General features: G+C 57.4%; 21 protein-coding genes. 9 read left to right on the forward strand and 12 right to left on the reverse strand.

The window, feature by feature from the left end; genetic code table 11:
* Positions 1-29 precede the first annotated feature (29 nt).
* From ACR0J2_RS01310 to ACR0J2_RS01330, 5 genes are all read right to left on the reverse strand, one after another.
* Entirely contained in the window at positions 30-2,447 is a 2,418-nt protein-coding gene (locus ACR0J2_RS01310) for a GcvT family protein (protein WP_480811459.1), read from the reverse strand.
* 147 nt (positions 2,448-2,594) lie between these two features.
* Positions 2,595-3,902: an HlyC/CorC family transporter gene (locus tag ACR0J2_RS01315; protein WP_480811460.1), complete on the reverse strand. Its 1,308-nt coding sequence runs from the start codon at positions 3,900-3,902 to the stop codon at positions 2,595-2,597.
* Between the two features lie 62 nt (positions 3,903-3,964).
* Positions 3,965-4,918 (reverse strand): site-specific tyrosine recombinase XerD, encoded by a 954-nt coding sequence (locus tag ACR0J2_RS01320; RefSeq protein ID WP_480811461.1) that lies wholly within the window; start codon positions 4,916-4,918, stop codon positions 3,965-3,967.
* 2 nt (positions 4,919-4,920) lie between these two features.
* Positions 4,921-6,444, reverse strand: a complete 1,524-nt coding sequence (locus ACR0J2_RS01325; protein WP_480811462.1) for a hypothetical protein — start codon at positions 6,442-6,444, stop codon at positions 4,921-4,923.
* Positions 6,434-6,583, reverse strand: a complete 150-nt coding sequence (locus ACR0J2_RS01330; RefSeq protein ID WP_170619029.1) for a hypothetical protein — start codon at positions 6,581-6,583, stop codon at positions 6,434-6,436. The genes ACR0J2_RS01325 and ACR0J2_RS01330 overlap by 11 nt, the downstream gene beginning before the upstream one ends.
* A 79-nt stretch (positions 6,584-6,662) precedes the next feature.
* On the opposite strand from ACR0J2_RS01330, the gene ACR0J2_RS01335 reads away from it, so the two are divergent.
* Both ACR0J2_RS01335 and aroB read left to right on the forward strand, forming a co-directional pair.
* Entirely contained in the window at positions 6,663-7,250 is a 588-nt protein-coding gene (locus tag ACR0J2_RS01335; RefSeq protein ID WP_170676786.1) for a shikimate kinase, read from the forward strand.
* On the forward strand, positions 7,251-8,363 hold the full coding sequence (aroB, locus tag ACR0J2_RS01340) for a 3-dehydroquinate synthase (RefSeq protein WP_480811463.1): 1,113 nt from the start codon (positions 7,251-7,253) through the stop codon (positions 8,361-8,363).
* A gap of 13 nt (positions 8,364-8,376) precedes the next feature.
* On the opposite strand, the gene ACR0J2_RS01345 is transcribed toward aroB, so the two are convergent.
* Together ACR0J2_RS01345 and ssb are read right to left on the reverse strand one after the other, a co-directional pair.
* The gene (locus tag ACR0J2_RS01345) at positions 8,377-9,447 is read right to left on the reverse strand and encodes a site-2 protease family protein (RefSeq protein WP_480811464.1); all 1,071 of its coding nucleotides are present in this window, start codon (positions 9,445-9,447) and stop codon (positions 8,377-8,379) included.
* 18 nt (positions 9,448-9,465) lie between these two features.
* Positions 9,466-9,969, reverse strand: coding sequence for a single-stranded DNA-binding protein (gene ssb, locus ACR0J2_RS01350; RefSeq protein WP_480526070.1), 504 nt, complete (start codon positions 9,967-9,969; stop codon positions 9,466-9,468).
* A 208-nt stretch (positions 9,970-10,177) separates the two neighbouring features.
* Here ssb and ACR0J2_RS01355 point away from each other — a divergent pair, with 208 nt between their 5' ends.
* The 3 genes from ACR0J2_RS01355 to ACR0J2_RS01365 all read left to right on the forward strand — a co-directional run bounded on the left by ACR0J2_RS01355 (position 10,178) and on the right by ACR0J2_RS01365 (position 12,932).
* Positions 10,178-10,756, forward strand: coding sequence for a lytic transglycosylase domain-containing protein (locus tag ACR0J2_RS01355; RefSeq protein WP_170616321.1), 579 nt, complete (start codon positions 10,178-10,180; stop codon positions 10,754-10,756).
* 97 nt (positions 10,757-10,853) lie between these two features.
* The gene (locus ACR0J2_RS01360; RefSeq protein ID WP_480811465.1) at positions 10,854-11,816 is read left to right on the forward strand and encodes a LuxR C-terminal-related transcriptional regulator; all 963 of its coding nucleotides are present in this window, start codon (positions 10,854-10,856) and stop codon (positions 11,814-11,816) included.
* Between the two features lie 129 nt (positions 11,817-11,945).
* On the forward strand, positions 11,946-12,932 hold the full coding sequence (locus ACR0J2_RS01365; protein ID WP_480811466.1) for an MBL fold metallo-hydrolase: 987 nt from the start codon (positions 11,946-11,948) through the stop codon (positions 12,930-12,932).
* Between the two features lie 118 nt (positions 12,933-13,050).
* Here ACR0J2_RS01365 and ACR0J2_RS01370 read toward each other — a convergent pair whose 3' ends face one another.
* From ACR0J2_RS01370 to miaA, 5 genes are all read right to left on the reverse strand, one after another.
* Complete coding sequence (locus ACR0J2_RS01370) at positions 13,051-15,138, reverse strand: dipeptide ABC transporter ATP-binding protein (RefSeq protein WP_480811467.1); 2,088 nt, start codon at positions 15,136-15,138, stop codon at positions 13,051-13,053.
* Positions 15,139-15,235: 97 nt separating this feature from the next.
* Positions 15,236-16,699, reverse strand: a complete 1,464-nt coding sequence (locus tag ACR0J2_RS01375) for an ABC transporter permease (protein ID WP_170806227.1) — start codon at positions 16,697-16,699, stop codon at positions 15,236-15,238.
* 12 nt (positions 16,700-16,711) lie between these two features.
* Positions 16,712-17,758 (reverse strand): ABC transporter permease, encoded by a 1,047-nt coding sequence (locus tag ACR0J2_RS01380; RefSeq protein ID WP_480440215.1) that lies wholly within the window; start codon positions 17,756-17,758, stop codon positions 16,712-16,714.
* Between the two features lie 135 nt (positions 17,759-17,893).
* Positions 17,894-19,564: an ABC transporter substrate-binding protein gene (locus ACR0J2_RS01385; protein ID WP_170806228.1), complete on the reverse strand. Its 1,671-nt coding sequence runs from the start codon at positions 19,562-19,564 to the stop codon at positions 17,894-17,896.
* Positions 19,565-19,911: 347 nt separating this feature from the next.
* Entirely contained in the window at positions 19,912-20,805 is an 894-nt protein-coding gene (gene miaA, locus ACR0J2_RS01390) for a tRNA (adenosine(37)-N6)-dimethylallyltransferase MiaA (protein WP_170806229.1), read from the reverse strand.
* 95 nt (positions 20,806-20,900) lie between these two features.
* Here miaA and pyrH point away from each other — a divergent pair, with 95 nt between their 5' ends.
* From pyrH to ACR0J2_RS01410, 4 genes are all read left to right on the forward strand, one after another.
* A complete protein-coding gene (gene pyrH / locus ACR0J2_RS01395; protein WP_170616353.1) occupies positions 20,901-21,653 on the forward strand; it encodes a UMP kinase in 753 nt (250 codons plus the stop codon).
* Positions 21,654-22,082: 429 nt separating this feature from the next.
* Positions 22,083-23,309: an aminotransferase class V-fold PLP-dependent enzyme gene (locus tag ACR0J2_RS01400; RefSeq protein ID WP_480811468.1), complete on the forward strand. Its 1,227-nt coding sequence runs from the start codon at positions 22,083-22,085 to the stop codon at positions 23,307-23,309.
* Positions 23,310-23,357: 48 nt separating this feature from the next.
* Positions 23,358-24,782: a cryptochrome/photolyase family protein gene (locus ACR0J2_RS01405; protein WP_480811469.1), complete on the forward strand. Its 1,425-nt coding sequence runs from the start codon at positions 23,358-23,360 to the stop codon at positions 24,780-24,782.
* A gap of 69 nt (positions 24,783-24,851) precedes the next feature.
* The gene (locus ACR0J2_RS01410) at positions 24,852-26,060 is read left to right on the forward strand and encodes an SAM-dependent methyltransferase (RefSeq protein WP_170806232.1); all 1,209 of its coding nucleotides are present in this window, start codon (positions 24,852-24,854) and stop codon (positions 26,058-26,060) included.
* Positions 26,061-26,066: the final 6 nt, after the last annotated feature.

Below are 26,066 nucleotides of genomic sequence, written 5' to 3' on the forward strand. Positions count from 1 at the left end.
CGCCATCATGCTGAGGCTGCAGCCCCGAGTCATCCCCGCATCCGCATACCATCCGCATCGAACAGCGGTTTTGAGATCACGTGCGCCTTGCGCATCTGGCCAAGTATTTCGATTTCAACTTCAAGTCCGTCGTGGACACGGTCGGTGGGCAGAAACCCCAGGGCGACGGACTTACCGGCATAATGTGAATACCCGCCGGACGTGCAGAACCCGACAACTTCGTTGTCCAGCCAAATCGGTTCGTATGCGTTTACATCTGTGTCCTCCGCGTCGACTTCAAAGGCTACAAGCTGGCGTGTGACACCGGCTTCCTTTTCGCGCTCGGCTGCCGCACGGCCAATGAAATCAGTGTTTTTTGCAAATGAGATGAACCGATCCAGTCCGGTTTCCGCAGCAGTGTAATCCGGTGAAAACTCACGCATCCACGAGCCGAAAAACTTGTCCAGACGCAGGCTCATCATCGCGCGCATACCAAACGGCACCAATCCAAACGGTTGACCGGCCTGCCACAAGGTCTGCCACAACTGTCGTTGGGCCATCGGGTCGCAGAACACCTCGTACCCCAGATCGCCGGTATAGCTGACCCTCTGAACAATGCAGTCGGTCATGCCCACCGTCATGCGGCGTACATCCATGAACTTCAGGCCTGATACGTCGTCCCGCGTACAGGCTGCCAGAACATCGCGGGCCAGGGGGCCTGCAACCTGAAATCCGTTCAGGCGATCGCTGATGTTTTCAATCTCGACATTTCCGGTTTGGTTCTGCCGGAACCAACGCATGTGAAACGCCTGGCTGCCGTAAGAGGCGGTCAGTTGAAATTCTGTTTCACCCAGACAGGAAATGGTGAAATCACCGATCAGTTTTCCTTTGGGAGAAAGCATCGGAGACAGGGACAGCCGCCCGGCTTGCGGAATTCGTCCCGCCATGATCCGGTCCAGCCAGGCCCGGGCATCAGGTCCCGTGACGCGGTATTTTCCGAAGTTGTGAACCTCGTTGATACCTACGGCTTCACGAACCGCGCGCACCTCGCGGCCAGTGGCCTCGAATGCGTCAGAACGACGGAAAGACGGGGTTTCGTAGTCCGGTTCATCGCCATGAGCAAAGTAGTTGGGAACTTCCAGCCCGAATTGCTGGCCCCAGACCGCGCCCATGTTGCTGAAAATGTCATACATCGGTGTGGTTCGGTTTGGACGCGCAGCGGGCAGTTCCTCGTTCGGGTAGGCGACGCTGAACCTTTTTTGATAGTTTTCGATCACCTTCGGGCGGGTGTAGCCGGGGCTTATCCAATCGCCAAAGCGGGCAACGTCCATGGCAAAGACGTCCCGTTCGGGTTCGCCTTCGATCATCCACTGCGCCAGCGTCAGGCCAACGCCACCGCCCTGGCTGAACCCGGCCATCACGCCACAAGCTGACCAGTAGTTGCGCATGCCCGGCACCGGCCCGACCAGAGGGTTCCCGTCAGGTGCAAAGGTGAACGGGCCGTGGATCACGGATTTCACGCCCGCTTCGGCCAGAACGGGGAAGCGTTTATAGGCAAATTCGATACTGTCAGTGATTTTGTCATAATCATCGGGCAGCAATTCGTGGCCGAACTCCCACGGGGTTCCGTCCACGGCCCAAGGCTTGCAGGGCTGTTCATAGAAACCGATGCAAAGACCGCGTCCTTCCTGCCGCAGATAGCTTTCGCCAGCGGGGTCCATCACATGCGGGTGTTCGCCGCCTGCGTCAATGATTGCTTCGATCTGCGGGATCGAGTCGGTAACGAGGTATTGGTGCTCCATCGGATGCAGCGGGAAATAGATACCCGCCATCGCCCCGACCTCGCGGGCCCACAAGCCGCCAGCGTTGACAATATGTTCGGCGTGGATCGTACCCTTGTCGGTGACGACATCCCATGTGCCGTCAGGCCGTTGCCGGGTTTCCCGAACCATGCAATGGGTTTCGATCGCGGCCCCGCCCATCCGGGCCGCCTTGGCATAGGCATGGGTCGTACCGGACGGGTCAAGATGCCCGTCGAGCGGATCATACAGCGCGCCGATGATGCCTTCGGTGTTGGTGATCGGCGCAATCTTGCGGATTTCTTCGGGCCCGACGATTTCAGTGTCCAGTCCCATGAACCGATGTTTGGCCCGTTCAGCCAGAAGCATGTCAAACCGGTCCTGATTATCGGCAAGCGTGACACCACCCACGTGATGCAGCCCGCAGGACATGCCGGTGATCTCTTCCAGCTCTTTGTACAGGCGGATGGTATAGCCCTGAAGGGCAGCCATATTGGTGTCGCCGTTCAGTGTGTGAAACCCCCCGGCCGCGTGCCAGGTGGATCCGCTGGTTAACTCTGACCGTTCCAACAGCATAACATCTGACCACCCAAGTTTGGTCAGGTGGTACAGGACCGAGCATCCGACGACACCGCCGCCGATCACGGCAACCCGGGTTGTGAGATTCATGATTTGCTCCACAAGGTTTTATGCCAGTCTGTATCGGCGGGCAGGGGATGCAACGCCAAATACGACATTGGGTGTCGCTTGGGCACGCAAACAATCGATTGCGTTGGGAGGCCGGACTCCTGCGGCTGGCTGGTATAGCATCCTGCTTCAGAGTGGGCGGATCTTCAGCCCGGTGATCCGGTTGCCTTCCCGCGCGGTGACTTCAAAGCGGAACCCGTGGAAGGAAAAGACCTGTCCGACAGTCGGGATCATCTGCGCCTCGTGAATGACCAGGCCGGCGACGGTGTTGGCCTCTTCGTCGGGCAAGGTCCATTCCATCGCGCGGTTGACGTCTCGGATCGTCATCGCGCCTTCGACCAGAAACTGCCCGTCATCGGTCCGCGTAATCGCTATTTCTTCGTCCAGATCGAACTCATCGGCGATTTCGCCCACGATCTCTTCAAGAATGTCCTCAAGCGTGATCAGGCCGCGGAGCGAGCCGTATTCATCGACAACCAGCGCAAAATGACTGTGCATGCGCAGGAATTCCCGCATCTGATCGTCCAAAGTAGTGGTTTCGGGAACGAAATACGGATCGGTGGCTACCTTGGAGATGTCGAAGGACTTCAGCCGGTCTGTGTCGCCGTCGTGTCCGCCCACCTGGGCATACATGGCGCGAAACAGGTCCTTGGCGTGCACGACGCCGACAATGTTCTCGGGCTCGTCGCGGAAGACGGGCAAGCGGGTGTGCGGGCTTTCCAGACATTGTTTCAGAATTTTTTCGGGCGCGTCGTCCGCATCGATCATTTCGATATTGGATCGATGCAGCATGATCTCTTCCACCGCGCGATCGCCCAGATCAAGCGCGCCCAGAATACGGTCCCGGTCTTCTTTTTCGACCACGCCTTCGGAATGACCCAGATGCAGGGCGCCGGCGATTTCTTCGCGCACGGCAAGGATGTTGCTGTTGGGGTCAATCTGAACGCCAAACAGGCGCAACACGCCGCGCACCAGCAGACGCACCGCCGCGACGACAGGGGAAAACACCGTCACCACGATTCCGATGATCGGAGCCACCGCGGCGGCTGCTTTTTCCGCGTTCGTGATGGCATAGGTCTTTGGCAGAACCTCGGCAAAGATCAAAACCAACAAGGTCATCACCAGCGTTGCCAGCGCCACACCGCTTTCGCCGAACAGTCGCGTAAAAAGTGCCGTTGCCAGCGAGGCGGCAAGAATATTGACCAGATTGTTGCCCAGCAGAACCGAACCGATCAGGCGTTCATTGTCGTCGGTAATGTCCAACGCTTTTTGCGCACCGCGTGATCCCTTGTCGGCTTGTACCCGCAGCTTGCCGCGGGATGACGCGGTCAACGCCGTTTCGGATCCCGAAAAGAAGCCTGACAGAACAAGCAAAAATAGGATTGCGCCGGTGGTGAACCAAAAAGCGCCGTCGATCAGTAAAGAAGTGGGTTCCATTGTTCTTTATTGTTGATGCGGTTGCGATTGTTATGGGGGTGCCACCCCTCCGGATCAAGGGTTTAGCCCTTGTTGTCCGGGTCTTTCGCCAGCGGGTGATGCTCCAACACCAGTTCTGACAGGCGTTCGTCCAGAACATGAGTGTAGATTTCCGTGGTCGCCACATCCGCATGACCCAGCAAGGTCTGGATCGACCGAAGATCTGCGCCATTGGCCAAGAGGTGGGTGGCAAAAGCATGGCGCAGAGTGTGCGGTGTGACCTTTTCGGGCGAAACACCGCCCTGAACCGCCAGTTCCTTGACCAGCAAAAAGAACCTGTGCCGTGTCAAATGGCCGGACTTGCCCCGGGACGGGAACAGAAACTGGGATCTTTGCCCACCTTTCGCGACCGTTTGGTCTTCGGCCTCGTCCCGCAGGGGCAGCCATGCCGCCAACGCATCGCGGGCAGGCGGGGACAGGGGCACCATCCGCTCTTTCCCGCCTTTGCCCAGAACCAGAAGCATGCGCGGATCGCCACGCGCCGATGAAACCGGCAGCGAGACCAGCTCGGTCACACGCATTCCCGTGGCGTAAAGAAGCTCCATCAGGCAGGTATTGCGAACCCGATCCGCGACAGTGCGTCCGGTCTGGCGTGCAGCGTCCAGCAGCCTGTCGACCTCGGGTACATCCAGCGTTTTGGGCAATCGTTTGGGCCGTCCGGGACCCTTGATCTGAATGGCCGGGTTGGTGTCGCGCCAACCTTCCTCGAAGGCGAACCGGTACAATTGCTTGATGGCCGATAATCGCCGCGCGCGGGTCGAGCGGGACAACCCCTGCGCATCGCAATCAATCAGATAGGCTTCGATCCGGTCCCTGTCGGCGTCGGCGAAACTCGAGGACCGGCGCTCCAGCCAGGCCGCAATATCTTTCAGATCGCGCCCATAGGCCAGCAAGGTGTTGGTTGCCGCCCCAAGCTCGGCCGCCTGAGCCTGTAAGAAGGTGGAAATCCACAAGTCCTGAGTGGCCGGGGATGCCATTCTCAAACTCCTTGAAGGATCAGTAACTGAAGCGCCGCGCGACGGGCTGTATCTTCAAGTCCGACGCGGCGCAAAGTGGCGATGGCAGCGGTCAGGTCCACAAGATTTCCGCGTGCACCATGGGCAAAGAGGGTCATGGCCTCCAGAATGGCCTCGCCCAGCTGATCATTGGCCAGCAAGGTTTCGATGTCGGATGGGATTGGTGCGGCCCAGACAAACCCCTCGGCAACGGCGTCTGCAAGTGGAGATGGTGATTTGGCACGACCGGGATCACCTTGCGCCAGTGCTGCCAGAAACTGTGTTCCTTGTTCCGTTTCCGGTATGTCAATTGCAGCGGCTTCGTACAATTCAGACAAAAGCAGAATGCGCCAGCGCAAGGCTTCGGATGCTTCATCTGGCAGCGTAACCCGTGACAGCCGTTCGGCAAACAGTTCGGCAAAAGGAACTTCCAGCCCGATGTCGTGCATCTGGTTCCAGACCGTCAGCAGGGCTTCGGCAATGGAGTCGCGGTTCCCGGTTTCAAGCGCGCTTTCAAACCGTTGAACAGCCGCAACCCGATCCCAGACCGCGCCCGAGGCCGCAGGTTTGCGTTCGGTATAAAGGCCAAGCAACTGATTGGGGGTCAAAGCGCCGATTCTCGTCAAACGTTCGGCTGCCTCGATCTGGGCTTTCCAGCCTGCAACATCGCGCAGGTCCGCGTTTGCAAATGCTCGGGGCAAAGGGGCCGAGGGCAAGCGTTCGCCAATGGCTTCAAACAGCCGGAAACTCAGCGGATCGGGGTTTTCAGGCTGCGGCAGATAGGCGGCCCCTTCAAACAGTTCAGGGCTAAGGAAGCGATCAAGAACCGCCAGATCTTCGTCGGGCAGAATTTGCAACGCATGCGCGGCTTCCAGTGTCAGCGCGGCCGAGACCCAGTCTCCGCGGCGCGCCTTGCAGAAGATTTGAGCAGCGTAGTCGGTCGACAGATAAGGCTGTGCAATCAAAGCGGTGCAGCTGCGGTCCTCGTCGCCAGTCAGAAGTGTGGCGTCAAACCAACGCTGAAATCGCGCTTGGCTATCGGTTGGTCCGGCAAGCTGAACCAGAGACTGGGCAGGATCAGCGGCCCCCAATTGCATCAGCCGGTCCAGGCGGGCCAATAACAGCGTTTCTTCCGCTTCTGGTCCCGAGGGCGCCCGCGCTTCAGATAGCAGCAGGGTGAACAGCAACCTTTGCATGGCTGCATTGTATTTGACCGGAACATCCGCAATCAGCTCGGCCAAACGATCTGGATCGCTGTTCTGCCACAGATCGACGGGCAGCCCGGTGACCGATGATGACACGAGGCCCAGCGGTTGCGACAAAGCCTCGAGCGGTGTGACCTGGACGTCGGGCTGAATGCCGGTCTGGGTAACCGGGGGTTCCAGCAGAACTGTACCTGGCAGGTTTTCGGGCGGATCGGTCAACCAGTCAATGGCCGAGAGAGGTTCCTGTTGCGCTTGCGCCGTACCAGCCAGAACCAGCAAAACCGCCGCTGCTTTAATTCGCATCCAAATCAACCGGTTCGCGTATTTCACTTTGCGGGGCAGAGAAGTCCGCGCCGAAGTAGGGGCCAACATAGGTATAGGCGACCAGCCCGATGAAACTCAGGCAAATGATATATATAACGAACTTGATCAAGCGGCCCATGGCTCAACGCTGCCTCAATTTTTGATTTTGACCAAGTTATAACTGGCAATTTTCACAAGATCACGTCATTCACGGTGAAATGAGCGAAATTAAGCATAACACCCGCACGGTTGACCCGTCAGCAGGCTTTGCACTGCACAAAACGGTTGTTTTGGTGGGAATGATGGGTGCAGGAAAGACGGCCGTGGGTCGCGCCCTTGCTGCGCGGCTTGGCGTGCCCTTTCTAGACAGCGATGCCGAAATCGAATCGGCGGCGAATATGACGATCCCGGAAATCTTTGAGCGCGATGGTGAATCCTTTTTCCGGACCAAGGAAAGCCAGGTCATCGGGCGTCTTCTGGATGAGGAAAAAGGCATCCTCTCGACCGGCGGTGGCGCATTTTTGTCGGGGGATAACCGACGGATGATCAGCGAACGTGGGGTGTCGGTCTGGCTGCGCGCCGATTTGAATGTGTTGTGGAACCGTGTCCGGCACAAAGACACGCGCCCCTTGCTGCGCACGGCTGATCCCCACGCGACCTTGCGTGCCCTGTATGAAGATCGCGTGCCGGTCTATGCGCAGGCTGATCTGACCGTTGTTTCGGACGGCGAAATTTCGATCGACAATATGGTGAACCGGGTAATCGAGTCTTTGATGACGCGCCCGGACGTTCTGGAACAAAAATAAATGCATCAAACCGTAAATGTGGAACTTGGAGATCGGTCTTACGACGTTGAGATTGGACCTGATCTGTTGGCGAAGTCCGGTGAGTTTATCGCGCCCTTGCTGCATCGGCCAAAAGTGGCGGTTCTGACGGACGAGAATGTCGCCGCATTGCATCTGGATGGTTTGCGCGATGGGTTGCAATCTGCAGGCATCAGCATGAGCGCGCTGGCACTGCCCGCCGGCGAGGCGACAAAAAGCTGGCCTCATTTTGAACGTGCGGTCGAATGGCTGCTGGCGGAAAAGATCGAACGGCGCGATGTCGTTGTCGCACTCGGCGGTGGCGTCATCGGCGATCTGGCCGGATTTGCCGCTGCGGTGTTGCGGCGCGGTGTGCGGTTCGTGCAGATCCCGACCTCGCTGCTGGCGCAGGTCGACAGCTCGGTCGGTGGAAAGACGGGCATCAACGCACCCCAAGGCAAAAACCTGATTGGCGCGTTTCACCAGCCCTCACTGGTGCTTGCGGATACCTCGGTCTTGGGCACCATGACACAGCGGGATTTTCTTTCGGGCTACGGGGAAGTGGTAAAATACGGCCTGTTGGGCGATGCCGCGTTCTTTGAGTGGCTTGAAAAGAACGGGCCTTCGGTGTCGTCGGGCGATATGCAGTCCCGCGTGCACGCCGTTACCCGATCTGTCCAGATGAAAGCCGACATCGTTGCGCGCGACGAGACTGAGCAGGGTGATCGAGCCTTGCTGAATCTTGGTCATACATTCTGTCACGCGCTAGAGGCAGCAACAGGATACTCGGACAGGCTTTTGCATGGGGAAGGTGTCGCTATTGGGTGCGCCCTGGCTTTTGAACTGTCCTCACGGCTGGGGCTATGCTCGCAGGAAGATCCCAGCAGGGTGCGGGCGCATCTTCAGGCGATGGGGATGAAAACGGATCTGGCTGACATTCCCGGTGAATTGCCGCGGGCCGAGGCGTTGGTGGATCTGATGGCGCAGGACAAGAAGGTCATTGATGGACAATTGCGATTTATTCTGGCGCGCGGGATAGGTCAGGCTTTTGTGACCTCTGATGTTCCGCGCGATGCGGTCCTGTCCGTGCTTGAGGATGCTCTTTCAATCAGCTGATTGTAAGGTGCTTTCAGCGACCGCGCAGAACCATCAGCTCACCAATATTTTCGCGTGTGATATACCCAATCATGCGCCCACCGGCAGTTCGGACGGCAATTGCGGGTGCGCCTTTGTGCAGACCGTCCAGAACGGTTTCCAGGCCACTTGTCAATTGAACCGACGGAATCTCCGTCTCCATAATCGAAGTGGCAGGGTCTGATCTGGGACGATCTCCCTCAAGAGCGGCAAATAGGCGGTTGCGGGTCACGAACCCCAATAGGGTTCCGTCGGCTTCAATCACCGGAAACTCGTGCTGCGTGGTATGAATGACGGCCTGCGCCGCAGTGTCGAGCGTATCGTCGGGCGAAAGCGGATGAAATTCGGTGATCATGGCGTCGCGCGCCAATACCCGCCGGGCCACAGACCGCATTGCGACATCCTGACTTTCCGCGTTGGCCGCGATGAAAACAAAGACAGCTATGAGCACCAGAATGGGGTTGCCTGTATTCAGGCCCAGAAAGCCCAAACCAATCGCCACAACTTGCCCGCCCATTGCTGCGACGCGGGTGGCTTTGACCCGGTCCATCTTGAGACACAGCAGGGCCCGGAACACGCGTCCGCCATCCATCGGAAATGCCGGGATCATGTTGAACGCAGCAAGCAGGAGATTGATATAGGCCAACCGGTTCAGAAGTCCGATGTGGACCGAATCGATCTGGGCCATCGTTTCAATGGGCATGCTGGCGCCAAAAGTGACCAGCACAAACCAGATCACAATATTGACCGCCGGCCCGGCCAGCGCCACCCAGACCTCTTGCATAGGCTTTTCCGGCATGCGTTCAAGCCGGGCAAGGCCACCGATGGGCAAAAGGGTTATGTCGGGGGTTTTGATGCCGAACCGCCGCGCCATAAGCGCGTGCCCGAACTCGTGCGCCACCACACAGGCAAACAGCAGCAGGACAAAGATGATGTTTTGCAGGGCTGCGTTCCATCCACCCTGCGTATAGGCCGCGAACCCGATCCAGGCGAGCAAGAGGAAAAAGGTGCCATGGACCCTCAGTTCGGACCCGAGCAGCCGGCCGAGAGAGAAGGACCATGTCATGATATGTCTCCGCTATGCTTAGAACGGAATCTCGTCGTCGTCGATTCCGCCTGATGCAGGGGCCGGTGCGCTGGACTGGCCGCCGTAGGAGTCGCCATAGCCTCCGCCGGCCTGACCACCGCCATAGCCACCGGACTGGCTTCCGCCATATCCACCACCGCCGCCTTCACCGCGGGCATCCAACATCACAAGGGTAGAGCCAAACCCTTGCAGAACAACTTCGGTCGAATAGCGGTCCTGGCCAGACTGGTCCTGCCATTTGCGGGTCTGCAACTGACCTTCAAGATAGACTTTCGAGCCTTTGCGTAAATACTGCTCGGCCACGCGAACCAGACCTTCGTTGAAGATTGCAACCGTGTGCCATTCGGTCCGTTCGCGCCGCTCACCTGTATTGCGGTCCTTCCATGTCTCGGACGTGGCGATGCGAAGGTTGCAGACCTTGCCGCCATTCTGGAATGTTCGCACTTCAGGATCGCGGCCAAGATTACCGACCAGAATGACCTTGTTGACTGAACCCGCCATGTATTTCCCCGTACTGTTCTGACTTGATCGCGCCCGAATCTGGCGCCTGTGTTCCTGAGCGACCCTATACGGACTGCGATCCGGTTGAAACCGAGTTGATGGTTACAACACCCGGCGGGAAAACTCTCAGGATTTGTTTACCAAGCTTTCATTATTGGCTGGAATACCTATACTCCGGCAGAGTTTTGAGTGAGCAGGATAAGCATAAATGCGGTCTATGATTGGTGGCTTCTTTGTTCTGGGCCTGTTGCTGGCGTCGGTTCCAGCCAGTGCGCAGACGTTGTCCAGCAAAAGCCGCAAGGACATATTCCTAAAGCAGGCCAAAGTCCTGGATAGCAGGTCCGCGACCCAGTACCGCGGGTCCGAGCGGCTCAAACCGAAATCCGCCCAGGGGAAATTCAACAAACGTTATACCGGCAAATACCGGGGGCAATATCTGGCGCTGGCCCGTGACGCTGCGCGCAAGCACAGTATCCCCGAAGATCTTTTCCTGCGGCTGGTGCAGCAGGAAAGTGGCTGGAACCCTACTGCGAAGTCCCACAAGGGGGCGCTTGGGCTGGCGCAACTCATGCCGCAGACCGCCAATCTGCTGGGGGTTGATCCGCTTGATCCAAAGCAAAATCTGGAAGGTGGCGCGCGGTACCTGTCGTGGCAATATCGCAAGTTCAAATCCTGGCCGCTGGCTCTGGCGGCGTATAACGCCGGCCCCCTGGCCGTGGAAAAGCACGGTGGAATACCGCCTTATGCGGAGACCCAGAACTACGTGAAGGTGATCTGGGGCGGCTGAACAGTCCTCGCTGCACTGCGGAGGGGCGGATTCTTGATCGCCGGGTTACGGTCGGCCTAACCTGAGAGGGAAAGCTCCACCACCAACGAGGCATCCGATGCCACACAATCGCCCGGACATCCCGCAAGGTACAATGGCCAATTGGCAGCGGTTGGTGGATCTTGTGGCGCAGCTCGCCGATGTTCCGGCCAGCCTGATCATGAAGACGGATGCGCCCGATCACAGGGTTCTGGTCACGTCCGATCACCCGCAAAACCCCTATCCCGTCGGCATGAACTTTCAACTGCACCCGAAGCTGTATTGTCAGGGCGTCTTCGAACGCGACGGCGAACTGGTTGTCGAGGACGCGACATGTGACCCGGTCTGGAACGAAAATGAAGACCTTGAACACGGCATGTCCTTTTATATCGGGTTGCCGCTGAAGTGGCCGGACGGCGAGATATTCGGAACGATCTGCGTGCTGGACCGCCACCGCAACCGCCGCGCGCTGCTTTTCCGCGAGGGATTGATCCAGTTCGCCCGCATGGTCGAAGCTGATTTGGCTTTGTTGCAGGAGGTTTATCTGCGCCGCGCGCTTGAGGCGAAACTGAATGAGACGCTGGCGCAACTGGAAGACAGGGTTCAATCCCGCACGAAAGAACTGCGAGAGACCAACACAGCCTTGCGCGTTTTGTTGTCCAGCCTCGACGACGACCGGAAAAACCGGGACCAGAAGATTGTCGAGCAGGTTCGGGCCATGGTTCTTCCGTATCTGCACAAACTGCGTGATCATCTGAACGCAGAAGACGCCTCTCACGCGTATCTGGATCTGGCCGAGGATAATCTGAAACAGATCACCTCGGATATCTCTGACAAGTTGTCGGACGCGTTTTCGATCATGACACCGACAGAAATTGAAATCGCCCAGCTTGTTATGACGGGAAAGACCACCAAGGACATAGCCAAGGTTCTGTGCCGCGAAACTTCGACTATTGATTTTCACCGCAACAACATTCGCAAGAAACTTGGCCTAGAAGGCCGCGATCAGAACCTGCGCAGCCATCTGCTCACGATTTCGTGAAGGTTGAATATGGGGAACGCCCCCTTATTACCCCCCGATATTTCTCGTCTGAGAATGGATACCTTTGCTTGTTAGCCTGCCTGTGAAGGTGCGGATCGTACCGCACCTAACCAACACGGAGGTCAACACATGGATCGCAAGGATCTGAAGCCAACAATCATGAATGGATCACGGGACACACTGGCACCCGGCCTGTCGCGCCGATCATTCTTTCTGGCTGCTGGTGCGGCAGGTGTGGGGGCAGGGGTGTCTCTGGTTGCCGGATCGCCGGTACAGGCGCAATCGCAAGCCTGGCTTCAGCCCGGGAACAACAACCACGTCATCGACCTGCAGGGCTCGACCGGTCAGGCTTCGACCGGCGCTGTGGGGATTGATTATTACGGTCACTGCGCAATCAAGATCACATCGCCAAACGGGGCGACGGTTCTGTTCGACCCGTGGCGTGACGATCCGTCCGGTGCATGGGGTCTTTGGTTCCGCAATGAGTTTCCGCAGATATCCGTGGACATAACCATGTCGACCCACGCGCATTTCGATCATGATGCGATCGAACGGCCGACTTCGACCATGGTGCTGGACAGGATGGTCGGAAACTTTGAATTTGCCGATCTCAAGATTACCGGGTTTGCGGACAAGCATGCCTGCGTTGCGCCGGGCTGGTATGACTGGACCAATGCGCTGGCGGAATTCGGAGCCGAGGCCTGCCCGCCGAACAATGTCGGCCACATGGACATGGTCGTCTACCTCGTCGAAACCGGCGGGATCCGCACCCTGATCTGGGGCGACAACCGCCACAATCCGCCGCAGGAATTCTGGGATGCCATCGGGCAGGTGGATGTTCTCACCCTGCCGGTGGACGGATCCCAGCACATCCTCAGTTATGATCAGGGCAATGATATCGTGGCCGGGCTGAAACCCAAGGTAATCATCCCGACCCATTACCTGAACGAAGTGACGTCATACACGCTGACAACGTTGCAGTCCGCAGATGAATGGGTGAAGGCGCAAAAGAGCCATACGATGCTCGACAGTGCCGGTCTGAAACTGGAGGCCGGCGAGGTCGCAGGCATGGATCAGGAATTCATGCATTTCGGAAACAACGTCCTGACCGGGTGAGCACAATTCTGACCGGGGCTACCACTCACAACATATCCCGGGCGCCGTCCAAAAATATGCGGCGCAAAAAAGCAAAGGCCGGTCTGACGACCGGCCTTTGTCAATAGATTCACGTTGTCTATTCTGCGGCAATCTTGATGACCGGCTCCATCCGGGCAAGGACATCCTCGGCTAGATGACATTTGACCTGATGACCGTCTGCCAGTGTCTGGACGGGCGGGACGCGTTGCTCGCACAGCCCATCCGGAACCTGTGACTTCCACCGACAGCGGGTCTGGAACGGGCATCCCGGCGGCGGGTTCATGGCCGATGGGATATCGCCTTCCAGAACGATGTGCTCCTTCTGGATCGACGTATCCGCGATGGGCACCGCGCTCAGCAGGGCTTCGGTATATGGATGATATGGTGGCGCAAAGACCTGATCTGTGGTCCCAAGTTCGACCACATGGCCCAGATACATCACCATCACACGGTCGCTGAGATAGCGCACGATCGACAGATCGTGACTGATGAACAGCAGCGTCGTCTTCTGTTTGCGCTGAATTTCCATCAACAGATCGGTCACGGCAGCCTGCACCGACACATCAAGCGCGGAAACGGGCTCGTCCGCCACAACGATGCGCGCGTCACCGGCAAAGGCACGGGCAATACCGACCCGTTGCTTCTGGCCACCCGACAACTGACGCGGCATACGGTCGGCGAATGCGCGGGGCAGTTTCACCAGATCCAGCAGTTCCAGCATCCGCTTCTTGCGCTCTGCCTCGGAGTTGCCGACGCCAAAGATCTCCAAAGCGCGAATGATCTGACGCCCCACCGTCATCGAGGGGTTCAGCGTATCAAACGGGTTCTGGAACACCATCTGTACTTCGCCAACGGTCTTTGCGTCACGTTCTTCGATCGGGACCTGTTCGATATTGCGGTTATCCAGAAGAATCTGACCGTCGGTGGCCGTTTCAAGCCCCATCAGGACCTTGGCAAAGGTGGATTTGCCGCAACCGGATTCACCCACAATGGCCAGCGTTTCGGATTCATGCGCCTCGAAACTCAGCGTTTCGTTGGCTTTCACCACCTTTTTCTCGCCGCCGCCGAACAGGGCGTTCGCCGCAACCTCGTAGTACTTCTTGAGGTTGTCCATCTTGAGAACGGTTCGGCCGATCTCGGCCTTTTCCTTCTGTTCGCCCACAGTGATCGGGGCGTTCCAGTCGATCTCCTGAAATTTCAGACAGCGCGTGTGGTGCCGGTCATTGCCGGGCACCGCCTGCATCAGGATGTCCTGCGCATCACAGCGCCCTTCCTCGAAATAATCGCAGCGCGGACCAAAGTTGCATCCCGGAGGCCGCTCATGGGGCAAGGGGAAATTCCCGGGAATGGCGACCAGCGGGCGCGAATTCTTATCCGCCCCCGGCAGCGGTATCGACCGGAACAACGCCTGCGTATAGGGGTGCTGCATCTCGTCGAACACATCCTTGATCGAACCGCGCTCGACAGCCTCACCCGAATACATCACGCACAGCCGGTCGCAGGTTTCCAGAACCAGACCGAGGTTGTGCGAGATAAACAACATCGAGGTGCCGTATTTCTTGCCCAGATCCTTGACCAGTTCAACGACCGCCGCCTCGACCGTCACGTCCAGTGCGGTCGTCGGCTCGTCAAGGATCAGCAGTGCTGGTTTCGACATCAGCGCCATGGCGATCACGATCCGCTGTTGTTGACCGCCTGACAGCTGATGCGGGAATGAATTCAGCATCCGCTCAGGGTCGGGCAGGCGCACATCGGTGACCACCTCCAGCGCACGGGCATAGGCCTCTTCAGCGCCCACACCCTCGTGGATCATCGGCACTTCCATCAGCTGCTTGCCGATCTTCATTGCCGGGTTCAGCGAGGCCATCGGCTCCTGATAGATCATCGCGATCTCGTTGCCGCGAATGTCGCGCAATTCCTCAGTGGTCATCTGGGATAAATCGCGGCCTTTGAACTTGATCGTACCACCGACGACACGCCCGTTCTTCCCCAGGTCCTGCATGACACCCAGCGCAACGGTCGATTTCCCGCAACCGGACTCACCCACCAGTCCCACAGCCTCGCCCGGTTGCACACTGACCGAGAAATCCATTACGGCGGGTATTTCCCGCAGGCGGGTGAAGAATGAAATCGACAGCTTGTCGATCTCCAGGATCGGGCCGTCATATTCCGCCAGTTTGTTCATCGTTTCCTACTCCCTGATGAAGCTGTTCAAGCGACCATCTTCATCTTTTCGAAAATACTCCGGGGGTCCGGGGGCAGGGCCCCCGGCCTCGATCACATCAGTCCTTCAGACTTTCTTCGCGCAAACCATCTGCCAGCAGGTTCAAACCAAGAACCAGTGACAAGAGCGCAAGCGCGGGCGGAAGGGCCGGGTGCAGATAGATCGACAACAGCTTGCGCCCCTCGTTGATCGTCGAACCCCAGTCCGGGCTTTCAGGCGGCAAACCCAGTCCGAAGAAACCCAACGTTCCCAGAAGGATGGTGGTATAGCCGATACGCAGACAGAAATCGACGATCAGCGGGCCGCGCGCGTTTGGCAGGATTTCCCATAGCATGATGTACCAGGGACCTTCACCCCGGGTTTGCGCCGCCGCCACATAGTCGCGTGTCTTGATGTCCAGCGCGAGGCCACGGACGATACGGAACACGGTTGGTGAGTTCACAAAGACCACCGAAACGAACACGACCAGAATACCGCCCGGAATATCGAACAGATCCAGATAAGTCGGCAGACCCCAGATGCGATAGTCATCGGTGTTGATCACGTAACCGCCTGTCGAAATCAGCGACAGATACAACCAGATCGCAACGCCCAATACTCCGATCAGAAGTGGCGTTCGGAATTTTGGCCGCGTGTAATAGCGTGAGTTCAGCAGCACCCCAAGGAACAGGATCGGGAACAGGAACAGGACGGCCGCCATGTAGTTCGGCACTCCTGTCGCGACGATCTCCGGGGTGACCAGCAGATAGAACAGCAGGATCACGGGGAAGGCCAGGATCAGGTTGGCGAGGAACGACAGAAACGTATCCAGCCGTCCACCATAGTAACCGGCCGGCAGACCCAACGTGATCCCGACCATGAATGCAAACATGGTGGCCAGTGGTGCGATCTGCACAACGATCCAGGCGCCCTTGACCATCCGGCTGAACACATCGCGCGCCAGATTGTCTCCACCCAGCAGATACCAGGCGAATTCGCCTTCCTCCAGGTTTGGCAGCGGAGTGCCGGGAACCTTGTTCTTCATACCCGAGACTTGCGCCAGCGGGTCGTGCGTCACGATCAGGTCCATCGCTCCGAAGATCCCGGTAAAGACCCAGAACATGACAAGGCCAAAACCGATCATGCCGATTGGGCTGTCGTACAGTTTGCCGTACAGACCCAGCCGCCGCTTGAAGGCGATCGACATGGCGTAAAGTATGATCAGTGACACCCAGACAGGCAGGAATTGTTGCGAGATGGCCCCGATGATACCGGCACCGGTACCGAACAGGATGCCCAGCACGATATAGGCAAGCACCAGGCCGACGCAGGCAAGAAAGCTAAGGCGCAATGACGACTGTATCAGCCCACGCACCCCGCCGGCCGAGCTGAGCGTGCCATCCGGATTGACGCTCACCTGGGCTTCGGGCAGGACGATACTGGCCAGGATCCAGACCAGGATCGACAATACTAGTACCGCAATCGCGATCATCAGCAATGGGTTCAGAAAGGCGATAGAGCCGGTCCAGCTTAGAGGTTCCATGTTCTATCTCCCTTACGAAATGCGGATGCGCGGGTTGAGGTACACATAGCCGATGTCCGAGATCAGCTGCGTGATCAGCACCACGAAGACCGACACGACCGAGATTGCCAGCAACAACTGAATGTCGTTGTTGCCCGCGGCTTGCACCAGCGCCCAACCGAAACCCTTGTAGTTGAACAGGGTCTCGACGATCACGACACCATTCAGCAGCCATGGGAACTGCAGCATGATGACGGTGAACGGCGCGATCAGTGCGTTGCGCAATGCGTGTTTCACAACGATATTACCGAACGATACCCCTTTCAGACGGGCGGTCCGGATGTATTGAGCGGTCATCACCTCGGTCATCGAGGCGCGGGTCATTCGGGCGATATATCCCATCCCGTAGAGGGCAATAGTCAGAACCGGCAGGAAGAAGTTCTCGAATGTCGGGTTGTCCATCGCCTGTGTGGCCGTGCCCTTGAACCATTTCAGGCCGACGGTCGACGAGGTGAAGATCGCGATGAAGATAACGCCGGACACATATTCAGGTGTCGCTGTCGTGATGATCGAAAATGTCGACAGGGAACGGTCCAGCGCCGATCCTTCCCGCATTCCCGCCAACACACCGACCAATAGCGCCGAAGGAACCATCAGGACCAGAACCCAGAACATCAGATACCCGGTATTCCCCAGACGCTTTGCGACAATGCTGCCGACGTCGTCCTTGAATACGGTCGAATAGCCCCATTCACCCTGCAGAACGCCGCAATAGCTGGGCGTCGTTTCCGGGGTCGTGCCAGGGCGCACACAGGTGCCGACAAACTGTCCGTCCGCCAACGTGTTGGTGAACCCGGGGGCCACACCCAGCCATTGGCCGTATTTTATCAGCATCGGCTCTCTGTAGCCGCGGTTTTCAAGCCAGGCTTCCACCTGCTCGTCCGACATCCGCTGGTTGCCCTGTGTCTTGGCCAGTTTTTCAAGATTCGGGTAAAGATTGGTCAGAAAGAAGACCACGAATGTCAGACACAAAGCTGTAAGCAGCATCACGCCTGACCGACGGAGGATAAAAAGTCCCATGATGGCCCCGTTGTTCAGGTGTTCCGCAGATCATTGGACCATTATCTGGCCTCGGACATCCGACCCCGTGTCGGCTAGTCTGCGGCTGGAAAGGGGCGCCCCGATCAGGCGCCCCCGGTTTGCAGTCGGCAGTGTTTAGGCTGCCCAACCCCACTTGTAGTGGTGGTGTTCGAACGACACGTGCATGTCGGTGCCAACCAACCCGTCCTTCATGTGACGATAAAGTGCGCGCCAGTATGGCTGGATCGTCACACCTTCTTCCTGGATCAGCGCGGCGCCACGTGCAGCGACCTCGCGGCGTTTGTCCGCATCCGCGATGGCAAGCGCTTCGTCGAGGATCGCGTCGAAGTCAGGATTGGACCAGCCGAATTCGTTCCAGGCTTCGCCCGATTTGTAGGCCAGCGCCCAGATCTGAACACCCAGTGGACGGTGGTTCCAGTTGGTCGAGCTGTAGGGATACTTCACCCAGTCGTTCCAGAACGTGTTGCCCGGCAGAACGGTCCGTTTGACGTTGATGCCCGCATCGCGAAGCTGCGCCGCCACGGCGTCTGTCGTGTTGCGGCGCCAATCGTCGTCGATCGAGATCAGCTCGTGCTCGAAATCGGCCATACCGGCCTCTTCCATCAGCTTGCGCGCACCTTCCGGGTCAACCTTCTGCGGCGGCAGTTCAGGGTATTCCGGGTGGATCGGACCGACGTGATGGTTTTCGGCAGTTGTGCCACGGCCGCCATAGCCCAGTTCCAGACAGACCGAGTTATCCACGGCCATCTGAAGAGCCTGGCGCACACGCTTGTCCGCATAGGGTTGCTTGCCGTCAACTTCGGCCAGCTGGTTCGGACGGATTACAATCGAAGCCATGGTGATAACTTCGGATTTCACGTAGCCGAGGCCGTCCATGACGTCGATGAATTCACCAACCGACTCGTACAGCATGTCGACTTCATCAGATTCCAGAGCTGCCAGCCACGCAGACGGGTCGGTGCCGTAGTCAATGTATTCGATACGGTCGAGCGCCGGACGGCCGAAAACTTCCTCGCCCCACCAGGTATGTTCCTCGTTGCGGACAAGAACACCTTTGACGCCGACTTCCAGTTCGCTCATCAGATACGGACCGGTGCCCACGTTGTTCAGCAGGTCATTTTCGCTGAAGGACTGGTGAACGATCGCTGCCGGATAGTCGGACATGCCCGCAATCAGCGAAATGTCGGATTTGGGCAGGTTTAGCTTTACGGTCGTCGGGTCCACGACCTCGATGCCACCTTCGATCGCCTGACCCGTCCCTTCATCGACCAGCGTTGCAAAGCGACCCGCCATCGAGTTGGTTTCCGAGGACTTGTCGCACCAACGCGCAATGTTGAACGCCACATCGTCGGCCGTGAAGTCGTCGCCATTGTTCCACTTCACACCCGGACGAACCTTGAGGGTATATTCTGTCGCGTCGTCGTTGATTTCCCAGCCTTCCAGCAGCATACCCCGGAATGTACCGTCCGAGTTATACTCGACCAGATACTCAAGAGTACCCCGGCTGTAGTTGCCGATTTGCGACCAGTCATAGGTGCGCGGGTCTTTCAGGGCGCGAACCTCGGTCTGAACACGGATGGTTCCGCCTTCCTGTTTGGCATCTTCACCAGCGGCGCGCGCCGGAGCTGCCAGGCCGATCATGCCGTATGCCGCAGCAGCCGTAACACCCAGCCCCGTGGCGCGGGTCAGGAACTCGCGGCGGCTTAGCTTGCCGTCACGGTATTCCTGCGCGTGCATCTCTGCCGCCCAGTGAACTGGTGCCCCGGTCATGGTACGATTTTTCATCAAGATGTCTCCCTGTGGTACATTTGTCGATTTGGTGTGCTCGGAATCAGGCAGACCGGCCGGTCGCATTCAACGAGCAATTGGGTCTTCTTTTTTGGATTCTCACATTCCCCATGAACGTATTCCGCACCAGAATTCGGATTACGTCAATGTTCGAAATCGGCATGCAGAGTACAAAAACGACATATGCGCCCCGTTCATCCTGGCGAGTCGCGGCGTGATGGAGCTTTTGTAAAAGAATACATTCGTACACAAAGTCGTTCGCGACTGGCGAGGTTTGGCAGGCCGTGAAGCAACATATTCAAGATGCGCCAGAGTATCCGGCACTCAGTTAGGAATGTTTAGTATCATTTTGAGAAGTCTACGGGATTCCACTTTCCCATCCTGGCCCTGAACCACGTGCGCTGACGCTTGGCAAACTGCCGAGTGGAGATCGTGGCGCGTTCCCGGGCCTGATCCATAGTCATTCGGCCATCGAGGTAAGCAACCAGTTCCGGGACGCCGATGGCCTTGCAGGCCGGCAGGGTCGGATCATATCGATCCAGCATCGCTTCAACTTCGTCCAAGGCCCCTGTTTCCAGCATGAGATCAAAGCGACGAATGATACGGTCCAGCAGCCAGTTTTTGTCGACGTCAAGAACAATGGGAACGGTATCAGACAAGGCAAGAACCGGGGGTGGGGTATCTACCTGCCAGTCCGACAAACTGCGTCCGGTCGCGGTCTGCACTTCCCATGCGCGCTGAACGCGGGCGCGGTTGTTGATGTCCAGCTTGTCTAAAGTGTCGGGATCGACACCTGCGATCAGAGCGGGCAGTTCCAACTTATCCGCTTGCGCCCGCACTTCAGGTGGCGTCGCGGGAATTTCTGCCATTCCTTCAGTCAGTGCTGAAAAGTACAGCCCGGTGCCGCCCACAATTATGGGACGCTCAGCTGAGTTTAAAAGGGGTTTGACCTCGCGCAGCCAGTGTCCTGCCGAATAGATCTGGTCAAATGGAATGTGTCCATAGAGACGGTGTGGCGCACGGGCTTCTTCCTCGACCGACGGGCGCGCTGAAATCACCCGCCAGCAATCGTAAACCTGGCTTGCATCGGCATTGACGATGACACCACCGAACTTTTCGGCAATCTGCAGCGCAAGCGCCGATTTTCCTGACGCAGTGGGCCCGGCGATCAGAACAGGCTTGTCATCCGGAACGGGGGGCAACATGTCCCAAAACCGCGATGAGATTGCGTTGGCCATCTGGACTGCCTTATTCCTAACGTTCCGCATTGAACCTGCGGTGCTTTTGCTTCATTTTGCGCCGGAATTAAACCTGTGCCAGCCCGGAGCGCAACATGAGCCAATCCCCTTCGACCGAGACAACCGAAACCCCCAAGACAAAATACAAGCGCGTTATGCTGAAGATATCGGGCGAAGCGCTGATGGGGGATCAGGGGTTCGGCCTGCATCCGCCCACCGTTCAGCGTATCGCGCAAGAGGTGAAATCCGTACACGATCTGGGCGTCGAGATCTGTATGGTCATCGGTGGCGGCAACATTTTTCGGGGCCTCAGCGGTTCGGCGCAAGGGATGGAGCGTACGACGGCGGATTACATGGGAATGCTTGCCACCGTCATGAACGCATTGGGCATGCAATCCGCGCTTGAGGAAGTGGGCGTATTCACACGGGTTATTTCCGCCATCCGGATGGACGAGGTATGTGAACCCTATATTCGCCGCCGCGCCGTGCGACATCTCGAAAAGAAACGGGTCTGCATTTTTGCGGCCGGAACCGGAAACCCTTATTTTACAACGGATACGGCAGCCACGCTGCGGGCCAACGAAATGGCCTGCGAAGCCATCTTCATGGGCAAAAACGGTGTCGACGGTGTTTATGACAAGGATCCCAAGGTTCACGCCGACGCACAGCGCTATGACACCGTTAGCTATGACGATGTACTGGCAAAACGCCTGCGGGTCATGGATGCCTCGGCCATTGCATTGGCGCGCGACAACAACCTTCCTTTGATCGTGTTTGGATTGGACGAACCTGGCGGTTTCCGCGGCATTCTTGCCGGTGAGGGGACTTATACCAAGGTTCAGGGCTGACAATCTGCTGAATGTCAAAAATCGGGCCGGTTCAAATCCCCGGCCTGTTTGCCTTTTGTATCCGATTTGCGGTTCTGTTCATTGAAATGAAACCGCTGCTTTTGCAGGACGCTCGCCTCGCTTGCATAATCAAGAATATCGGCAGCAAATCTCTGATGAGCTTGAGAGCCGATGAAGTCCTGACCCAGGTGCCGAAGTTGGACGGGTGTCTTTTCCCCTCACGTTCCGGTTGACCATCGCGAAAGCGGCTGGCTAATTATCCGGGATCTTCGTTTGGGAACGTCCCGACTGAAGATCTGCCTGCACTTCCTTGTTTTCATGATGAGGTCTGCGGCTGGGCTGGAAGACCTGCCATGATTTCTGAGGGATCCGGGATCATGCCCGGGCACCTTGCCCCTGATGCGCAGCATGACGAGAAAGTAGCGAGCCATGACCAAACTGGATATCGATTTTGTTCGGGCACAATTCCCGGCCTTTTCTGAACCCGGCCTTCAGGGGCAGGCGTTTTTTGAAAACGCTGGCGGGTCTTATACATGCAAACCGGTCATCGACAGGCTGACGCGGTTCTACAGGCAGCGCAAGGTTCAGCCCTATGCACCTTTCGAGGCCAGCCGCCTGGCGGGCGAGGAAATGGACGAGGCGCGTGCCCGCATGGCCGCCATTCTGGGCGTTGAAACAGATGAGCTGAGTTTTGGTCCGTCTACCACGCAGAATACATATGTCCTGGCACAGGCGTTTCGGCAGTGGATGAAGCAGGGAGAGGCGATTGTTGTTACCAATCAGGACCACGAAGCGAACTCGGGCCCTTGGAGGCGCCTTGCTGACGACGGGATCGAAATCCGCGAATGGAAAATTGATCCTGACACCGGTTCCCTAAACCCACAGGATCTGGAAGACCTTCTGGATGAAAAGGTGCGGCTGATCTGTTTCCCGCATTGCTCGAACGTTGTGGGCGAGATCAACCCTGTCACGGAAATCACCGCTATTGCCCATGCCGCAGGTGCATTTGTTTGCGTCGATGGTGTCTCTTACGCGCCGCATGGTTTTCCGAATGTTGGAGAACTGGGGCCGGATATCTACCTGTTCTCAGCATATAAGACTTATGGTCCTCATCAGGGATGCATGGTCATTCGCCGCACGCTTGGGGAAATGCTTCCGAACCAGGCGCATTTCTTCAACGGTGACGTTTTGTACAAACGCTTTACCCCGGCAGGGCCGGATCATGCGCAGATCGCTGCAAGCGCGGGCATGGCCGACTATGTCGACCTTCTGTGCGATCACCATGGCGGGCCTGACACCAACGCAAGCGCGCGCGGTGAATTTGTTCACGATCTGATGCGCGCGCATGAAATGGATCTACTTCAGCCGTTGCTGGATGCGGTAAAGGACCGCAACGCGGTTCGCCTGATTGGCCCGGCAAACGCTTCGATGCGGGCACCTACGGTTGCGATATCGCTGAACCGTGAAGCGGAATCCGTTGCCCGTGACCTTTCCGATCATGGTGTTATGGCGGGTGGCGGTGACTTTTACGCTGTCCGCCCGCTTCAGGCGATGGGGGTCGCGCCGGAACACGGCGTATTGCGTGTCAGTTTCACGCACTACACATCGAAGCAGGAAGTCGATCAGCTTCTGGATGCGTTAGACAAGGTTTTGTGATCCGATTTTCGCCTGAATTCGTAATACGAATAAACACTTGGGGCGGATATGCAGAAAGACAAAGCGCCAATACTATTATGGTTTCGCAGAGACTTGCGCCTGTCCGACCATCCCGCGCTTTGCGCTGCCGCAGCGACAGGCCGACCCGTCATTCCGGTTTTCGTATTTGACGACTTTGTGCGCGGTCTGGGTGCAGCCCCCAAATGGCGCCTGGGTCTGGGGCTCGAGGCGTTCGCCAGCGGGCTTCGGGACATCGGCAGCCGTCTGATCCTTCGGCGCGGCAATGCGCTGAACGTTTTGCAAGAACTGATAACCGAGACCGGCGCCGCATCGGTTTTTTGGACCCGCGCCTATGATCCGGATGCCATCGCCCGTGACACTCGTATCAAGGCAACCCTGGCAGATGGCGGTATTGATGCCAGGTCGTTCGACGGACATTTGCTTTTTGAACCGTGGCAGGTCGCAACCAAATCCGGACAACCCTTTAAGGTTTTCACACCGATGTGGCGCGCGGTGCGGGAGAAGGAGATACCTGTTCCGCAGGGCGCGCCATCGCGGCTGAAAAATCCTGACAATTGGCCGGAATCCGAGGATATGGTCGACTGGTCCCTTGGCGCTGCGATGAACCGAGGAAGCCGGGTCGTTCGGCCGTATGTGCAAGCTGGTGAAAGGTCCGCCAATGATTGCCTGCTAGAGTTTCTGGATCGGATCGCACGGTATCAGGAACGACGCGATTGTTTGGATGCAGACGGCACCTCGAACCTGTCCGAATATCTGTCACTGGGCGAGATTGGGCCGCGAACGGTGTGGCACGCCGTTCAGAACGCCTCGATGATGGGCATTCCCGGAACCGACGCCTTTCTGCGGCAATTGATCTGGCGGGAATTCGCGTATCATCTGATGTATCACTCGCCTCGGTTACTGACGAACAACTGGCGGCCCGAATGGGATGGATTTCCTTGGTTTGAGGATGACCAAGCCCCGTCGGTTATGGCGTGGAAGCAGGCCAGAACCGGCGTTCCAATCGTGGATGCCGGACTTCGGCAGATGTATGTGACAGGCCGGATGCACAACCGCGCGAGGATGGTTGTGGCAAGCTATCTGACCAAACACCTCATGACACACTGGAAAGTCGGGATGAACTGGTTTGAGGATTGCCTGATCGACTGGGATCCGGCCTGCAACGCGATGGGTTGGCAATGGGTCGCAGGTTCGGGGCCGGATGCGGCGCCGTTCTTTCGGATATTCAATCCGCAGACGCAGGCACAGAAGTTCGACCCGGATGCGGTTTACAGGCAACGATGGATCGCGGAAATCCAGGATGATCCACCGAAGACCGCGCTGGCATACTTTGAAGCTGCGCCCAATTCATGGAGGCTGGCACCGGACGCGCGTTACCCTTCGCCGATTGTGGAATTGGCGGACGGTCGAAAACGAGCTCTGACAGCTTATGAACAGGCGAAAAGTCGGTAACGAACTGAAAACTTGCCAGAAACAGAAACTCGGCCTAGCTTATTTCTACGACCGCACAGGGGAGAGCGGATGATCCTGACCACGACTGAAGGGCAGAAGGACCTGCCCAGATATTTTTCACAAGTGCTGAAAATGCTTGGCCGGATGGAAAATGGACGGCTGGATATTGTCTTGCCTGATGGTCGGGTGTTTCGAACCGAAGGCGCAAAGCCCGGGCCGGTGGCGCAGGTCGATATTCATGATCCGGATGTTTTTTCCCGATTGGTTCGCGAGGGTGAGCTTGGTTTTTCCGACGCCTATCTGGAGGGCGGTTGGAGCACACCTGATCTGAGATCGTTCATGGATCTGGTACATCTGGAATCAGAGGCCGTTTATGACGATTTCACCGGTCGGTTTCTGGTTCAGGCTTACGAAAGGCTTCGGTTCTGGTTGCATCGAAACAACCGCAAACAGGCCCGAAAAAATATCTCGTACCACTACGATTTGGGTAATGATTTCTATTCCCTGTGGCTGGACGATACGATGACCTATTCCAGCGCATTGTTCGAGACCGGGCAGGAAAGTCTGGAAAATGCGCAGATCGCAAAATACGCAAGCCTTGTGGACGAAATGGGTGCCAAGCCGGGGGATCACATACTGGAAATCGGCTGCGGCTGGGGTGGTTTTGCCGAATATGCCGCAAAGGAACGTGGGCTGCGCGTCACCGGCCTTACACTCAGTCAAGAACAGTTGAATTTTGCGCGGCAACGTATTGAAAATCTTGGGTTATCGGATCAGGTTGAGTTCAAGCTTCAGGATTACCGCGACGAACAGGGGCATTACGACGGGATCGCCTCGATCGAGATGTTCGAGGCGGTTGGGCAGAAGTACTGGCCTGTCTACTTCGAGACAGTACGCGACCGGCTGAAACCTGGCGGTCAGGCCACGCTTCAGATCATTACGGTGGGTGATCACCGCTGGGACTATTACAAAAACGGTGTTGATTTCATTCAGAAATACATATTTCCCGGTGGAATGTTGCCGTCGCCAACGATCCTCAGGCAAGAGATTGAACGCGCCGGGCTGAGTGTGATGAAGTCACGCGAATTCGGTAAAAGCTACGACCTGACTCTTCGACGCTGGTACGAGACGTTCAATGCCAAGTGGGAAGAGATCTCCCAAATGGGCTTTGATGAGCGTTTTCGCCGCATGTGGAATTATTATTTGACTGCATGCGGCGCGGCCTTTGACACCGGCAATTGCGATGTGACACAGATCACCATAGCAAAACCGAGTTAACGAACG

It is taken from the genome of Ruegeria sp. CG4 (genome assembly GCF_056537185.1).

Coding starts and splice junctions, on each gene's coding strand:
- ACR0J2_RS01310 (WP_480811459.1), bottom strand. CDS start 2,447: ATGAATCTCACAACCCGGGTTGCCGTGATCGGCGGCGGTGTCGTCGGA.
- ACR0J2_RS01315 (WP_480811460.1), bottom strand. CDS start 3,902: ATGGAACCCACTTCTTTACTGATCGACGGCGCTTTTTGGTTCACCACC.
- ACR0J2_RS01320 (WP_480811461.1), bottom strand. CDS start 4,918: ATGGCATCCCCGGCCACTCAGGACTTGTGGATTTCCACCTTCTTACAG.
- ACR0J2_RS01325 (WP_480811462.1), bottom strand. CDS start 6,444: ATGCGAATTAAAGCAGCGGCGGTTTTGCTGGTTCTGGCTGGTACGGCG.
- ACR0J2_RS01330 (WP_170619029.1), bottom strand. CDS start 6,583: ATGGGCCGCTTGATCAAGTTCGTTATATATATCATTTGCCTGAGTTTC.
- ACR0J2_RS01335 (WP_170676786.1), top strand. CDS start 6,663: ATGAGCGAAATTAAGCATAACACCCGCACGGTTGACCCGTCAGCAGGC.
- aroB (WP_480811463.1), top strand. CDS start 7,251: ATGCATCAAACCGTAAATGTGGAACTTGGAGATCGGTCTTACGACGTT.
- ACR0J2_RS01345 (WP_480811464.1), bottom strand. CDS start 9,447: ATGACATGGTCCTTCTCTCTCGGCCGGCTGCTCGGGTCCGAACTGAGG.
- ssb (WP_480526070.1), bottom strand. CDS start 9,969: ATGGCGGGTTCAGTCAACAAGGTCATTCTGGTCGGTAATCTTGGCCGC.
- ACR0J2_RS01355 (WP_170616321.1), top strand. CDS start 10,178: ATGCGGTCTATGATTGGTGGCTTCTTTGTTCTGGGCCTGTTGCTGGCG.
- ACR0J2_RS01360 (WP_480811465.1), top strand. CDS start 10,854: ATGCCACACAATCGCCCGGACATCCCGCAAGGTACAATGGCCAATTGG.
- ACR0J2_RS01365 (WP_480811466.1), top strand. CDS start 11,946: ATGGATCGCAAGGATCTGAAGCCAACAATCATGAATGGATCACGGGAC.
- ACR0J2_RS01370 (WP_480811467.1), bottom strand. CDS start 15,138: ATGAACAAACTGGCGGAATATGACGGCCCGATCCTGGAGATCGACAAG.
- ACR0J2_RS01375 (WP_170806227.1), bottom strand. CDS start 16,699: ATGGAACCTCTAAGCTGGACCGGCTCTATCGCCTTTCTGAACCCATTG.
- ACR0J2_RS01380 (WP_480440215.1), bottom strand. CDS start 17,758: ATGGGACTTTTTATCCTCCGTCGGTCAGGCGTGATGCTGCTTACAGCT.
- ACR0J2_RS01385 (WP_170806228.1), bottom strand. CDS start 19,564: ATGAAAAATCGTACCATGACCGGGGCACCAGTTCACTGGGCGGCAGAG.
- miaA (WP_170806229.1), bottom strand. CDS start 20,805: ATGGCCAACGCAATCTCATCGCGGTTTTGGGACATGTTGCCCCCCGTT.
- pyrH (WP_170616353.1), top strand. CDS start 20,901: ATGAGCCAATCCCCTTCGACCGAGACAACCGAAACCCCCAAGACAAAA.
- ACR0J2_RS01400 (WP_480811468.1), top strand. CDS start 22,083: ATGACCAAACTGGATATCGATTTTGTTCGGGCACAATTCCCGGCCTTT.
- ACR0J2_RS01405 (WP_480811469.1), top strand. CDS start 23,358: ATGCAGAAAGACAAAGCGCCAATACTATTATGGTTTCGCAGAGACTTG.
- ACR0J2_RS01410 (WP_170806232.1), top strand. CDS start 24,852: ATGATCCTGACCACGACTGAAGGGCAGAAGGACCTGCCCAGATATTTT.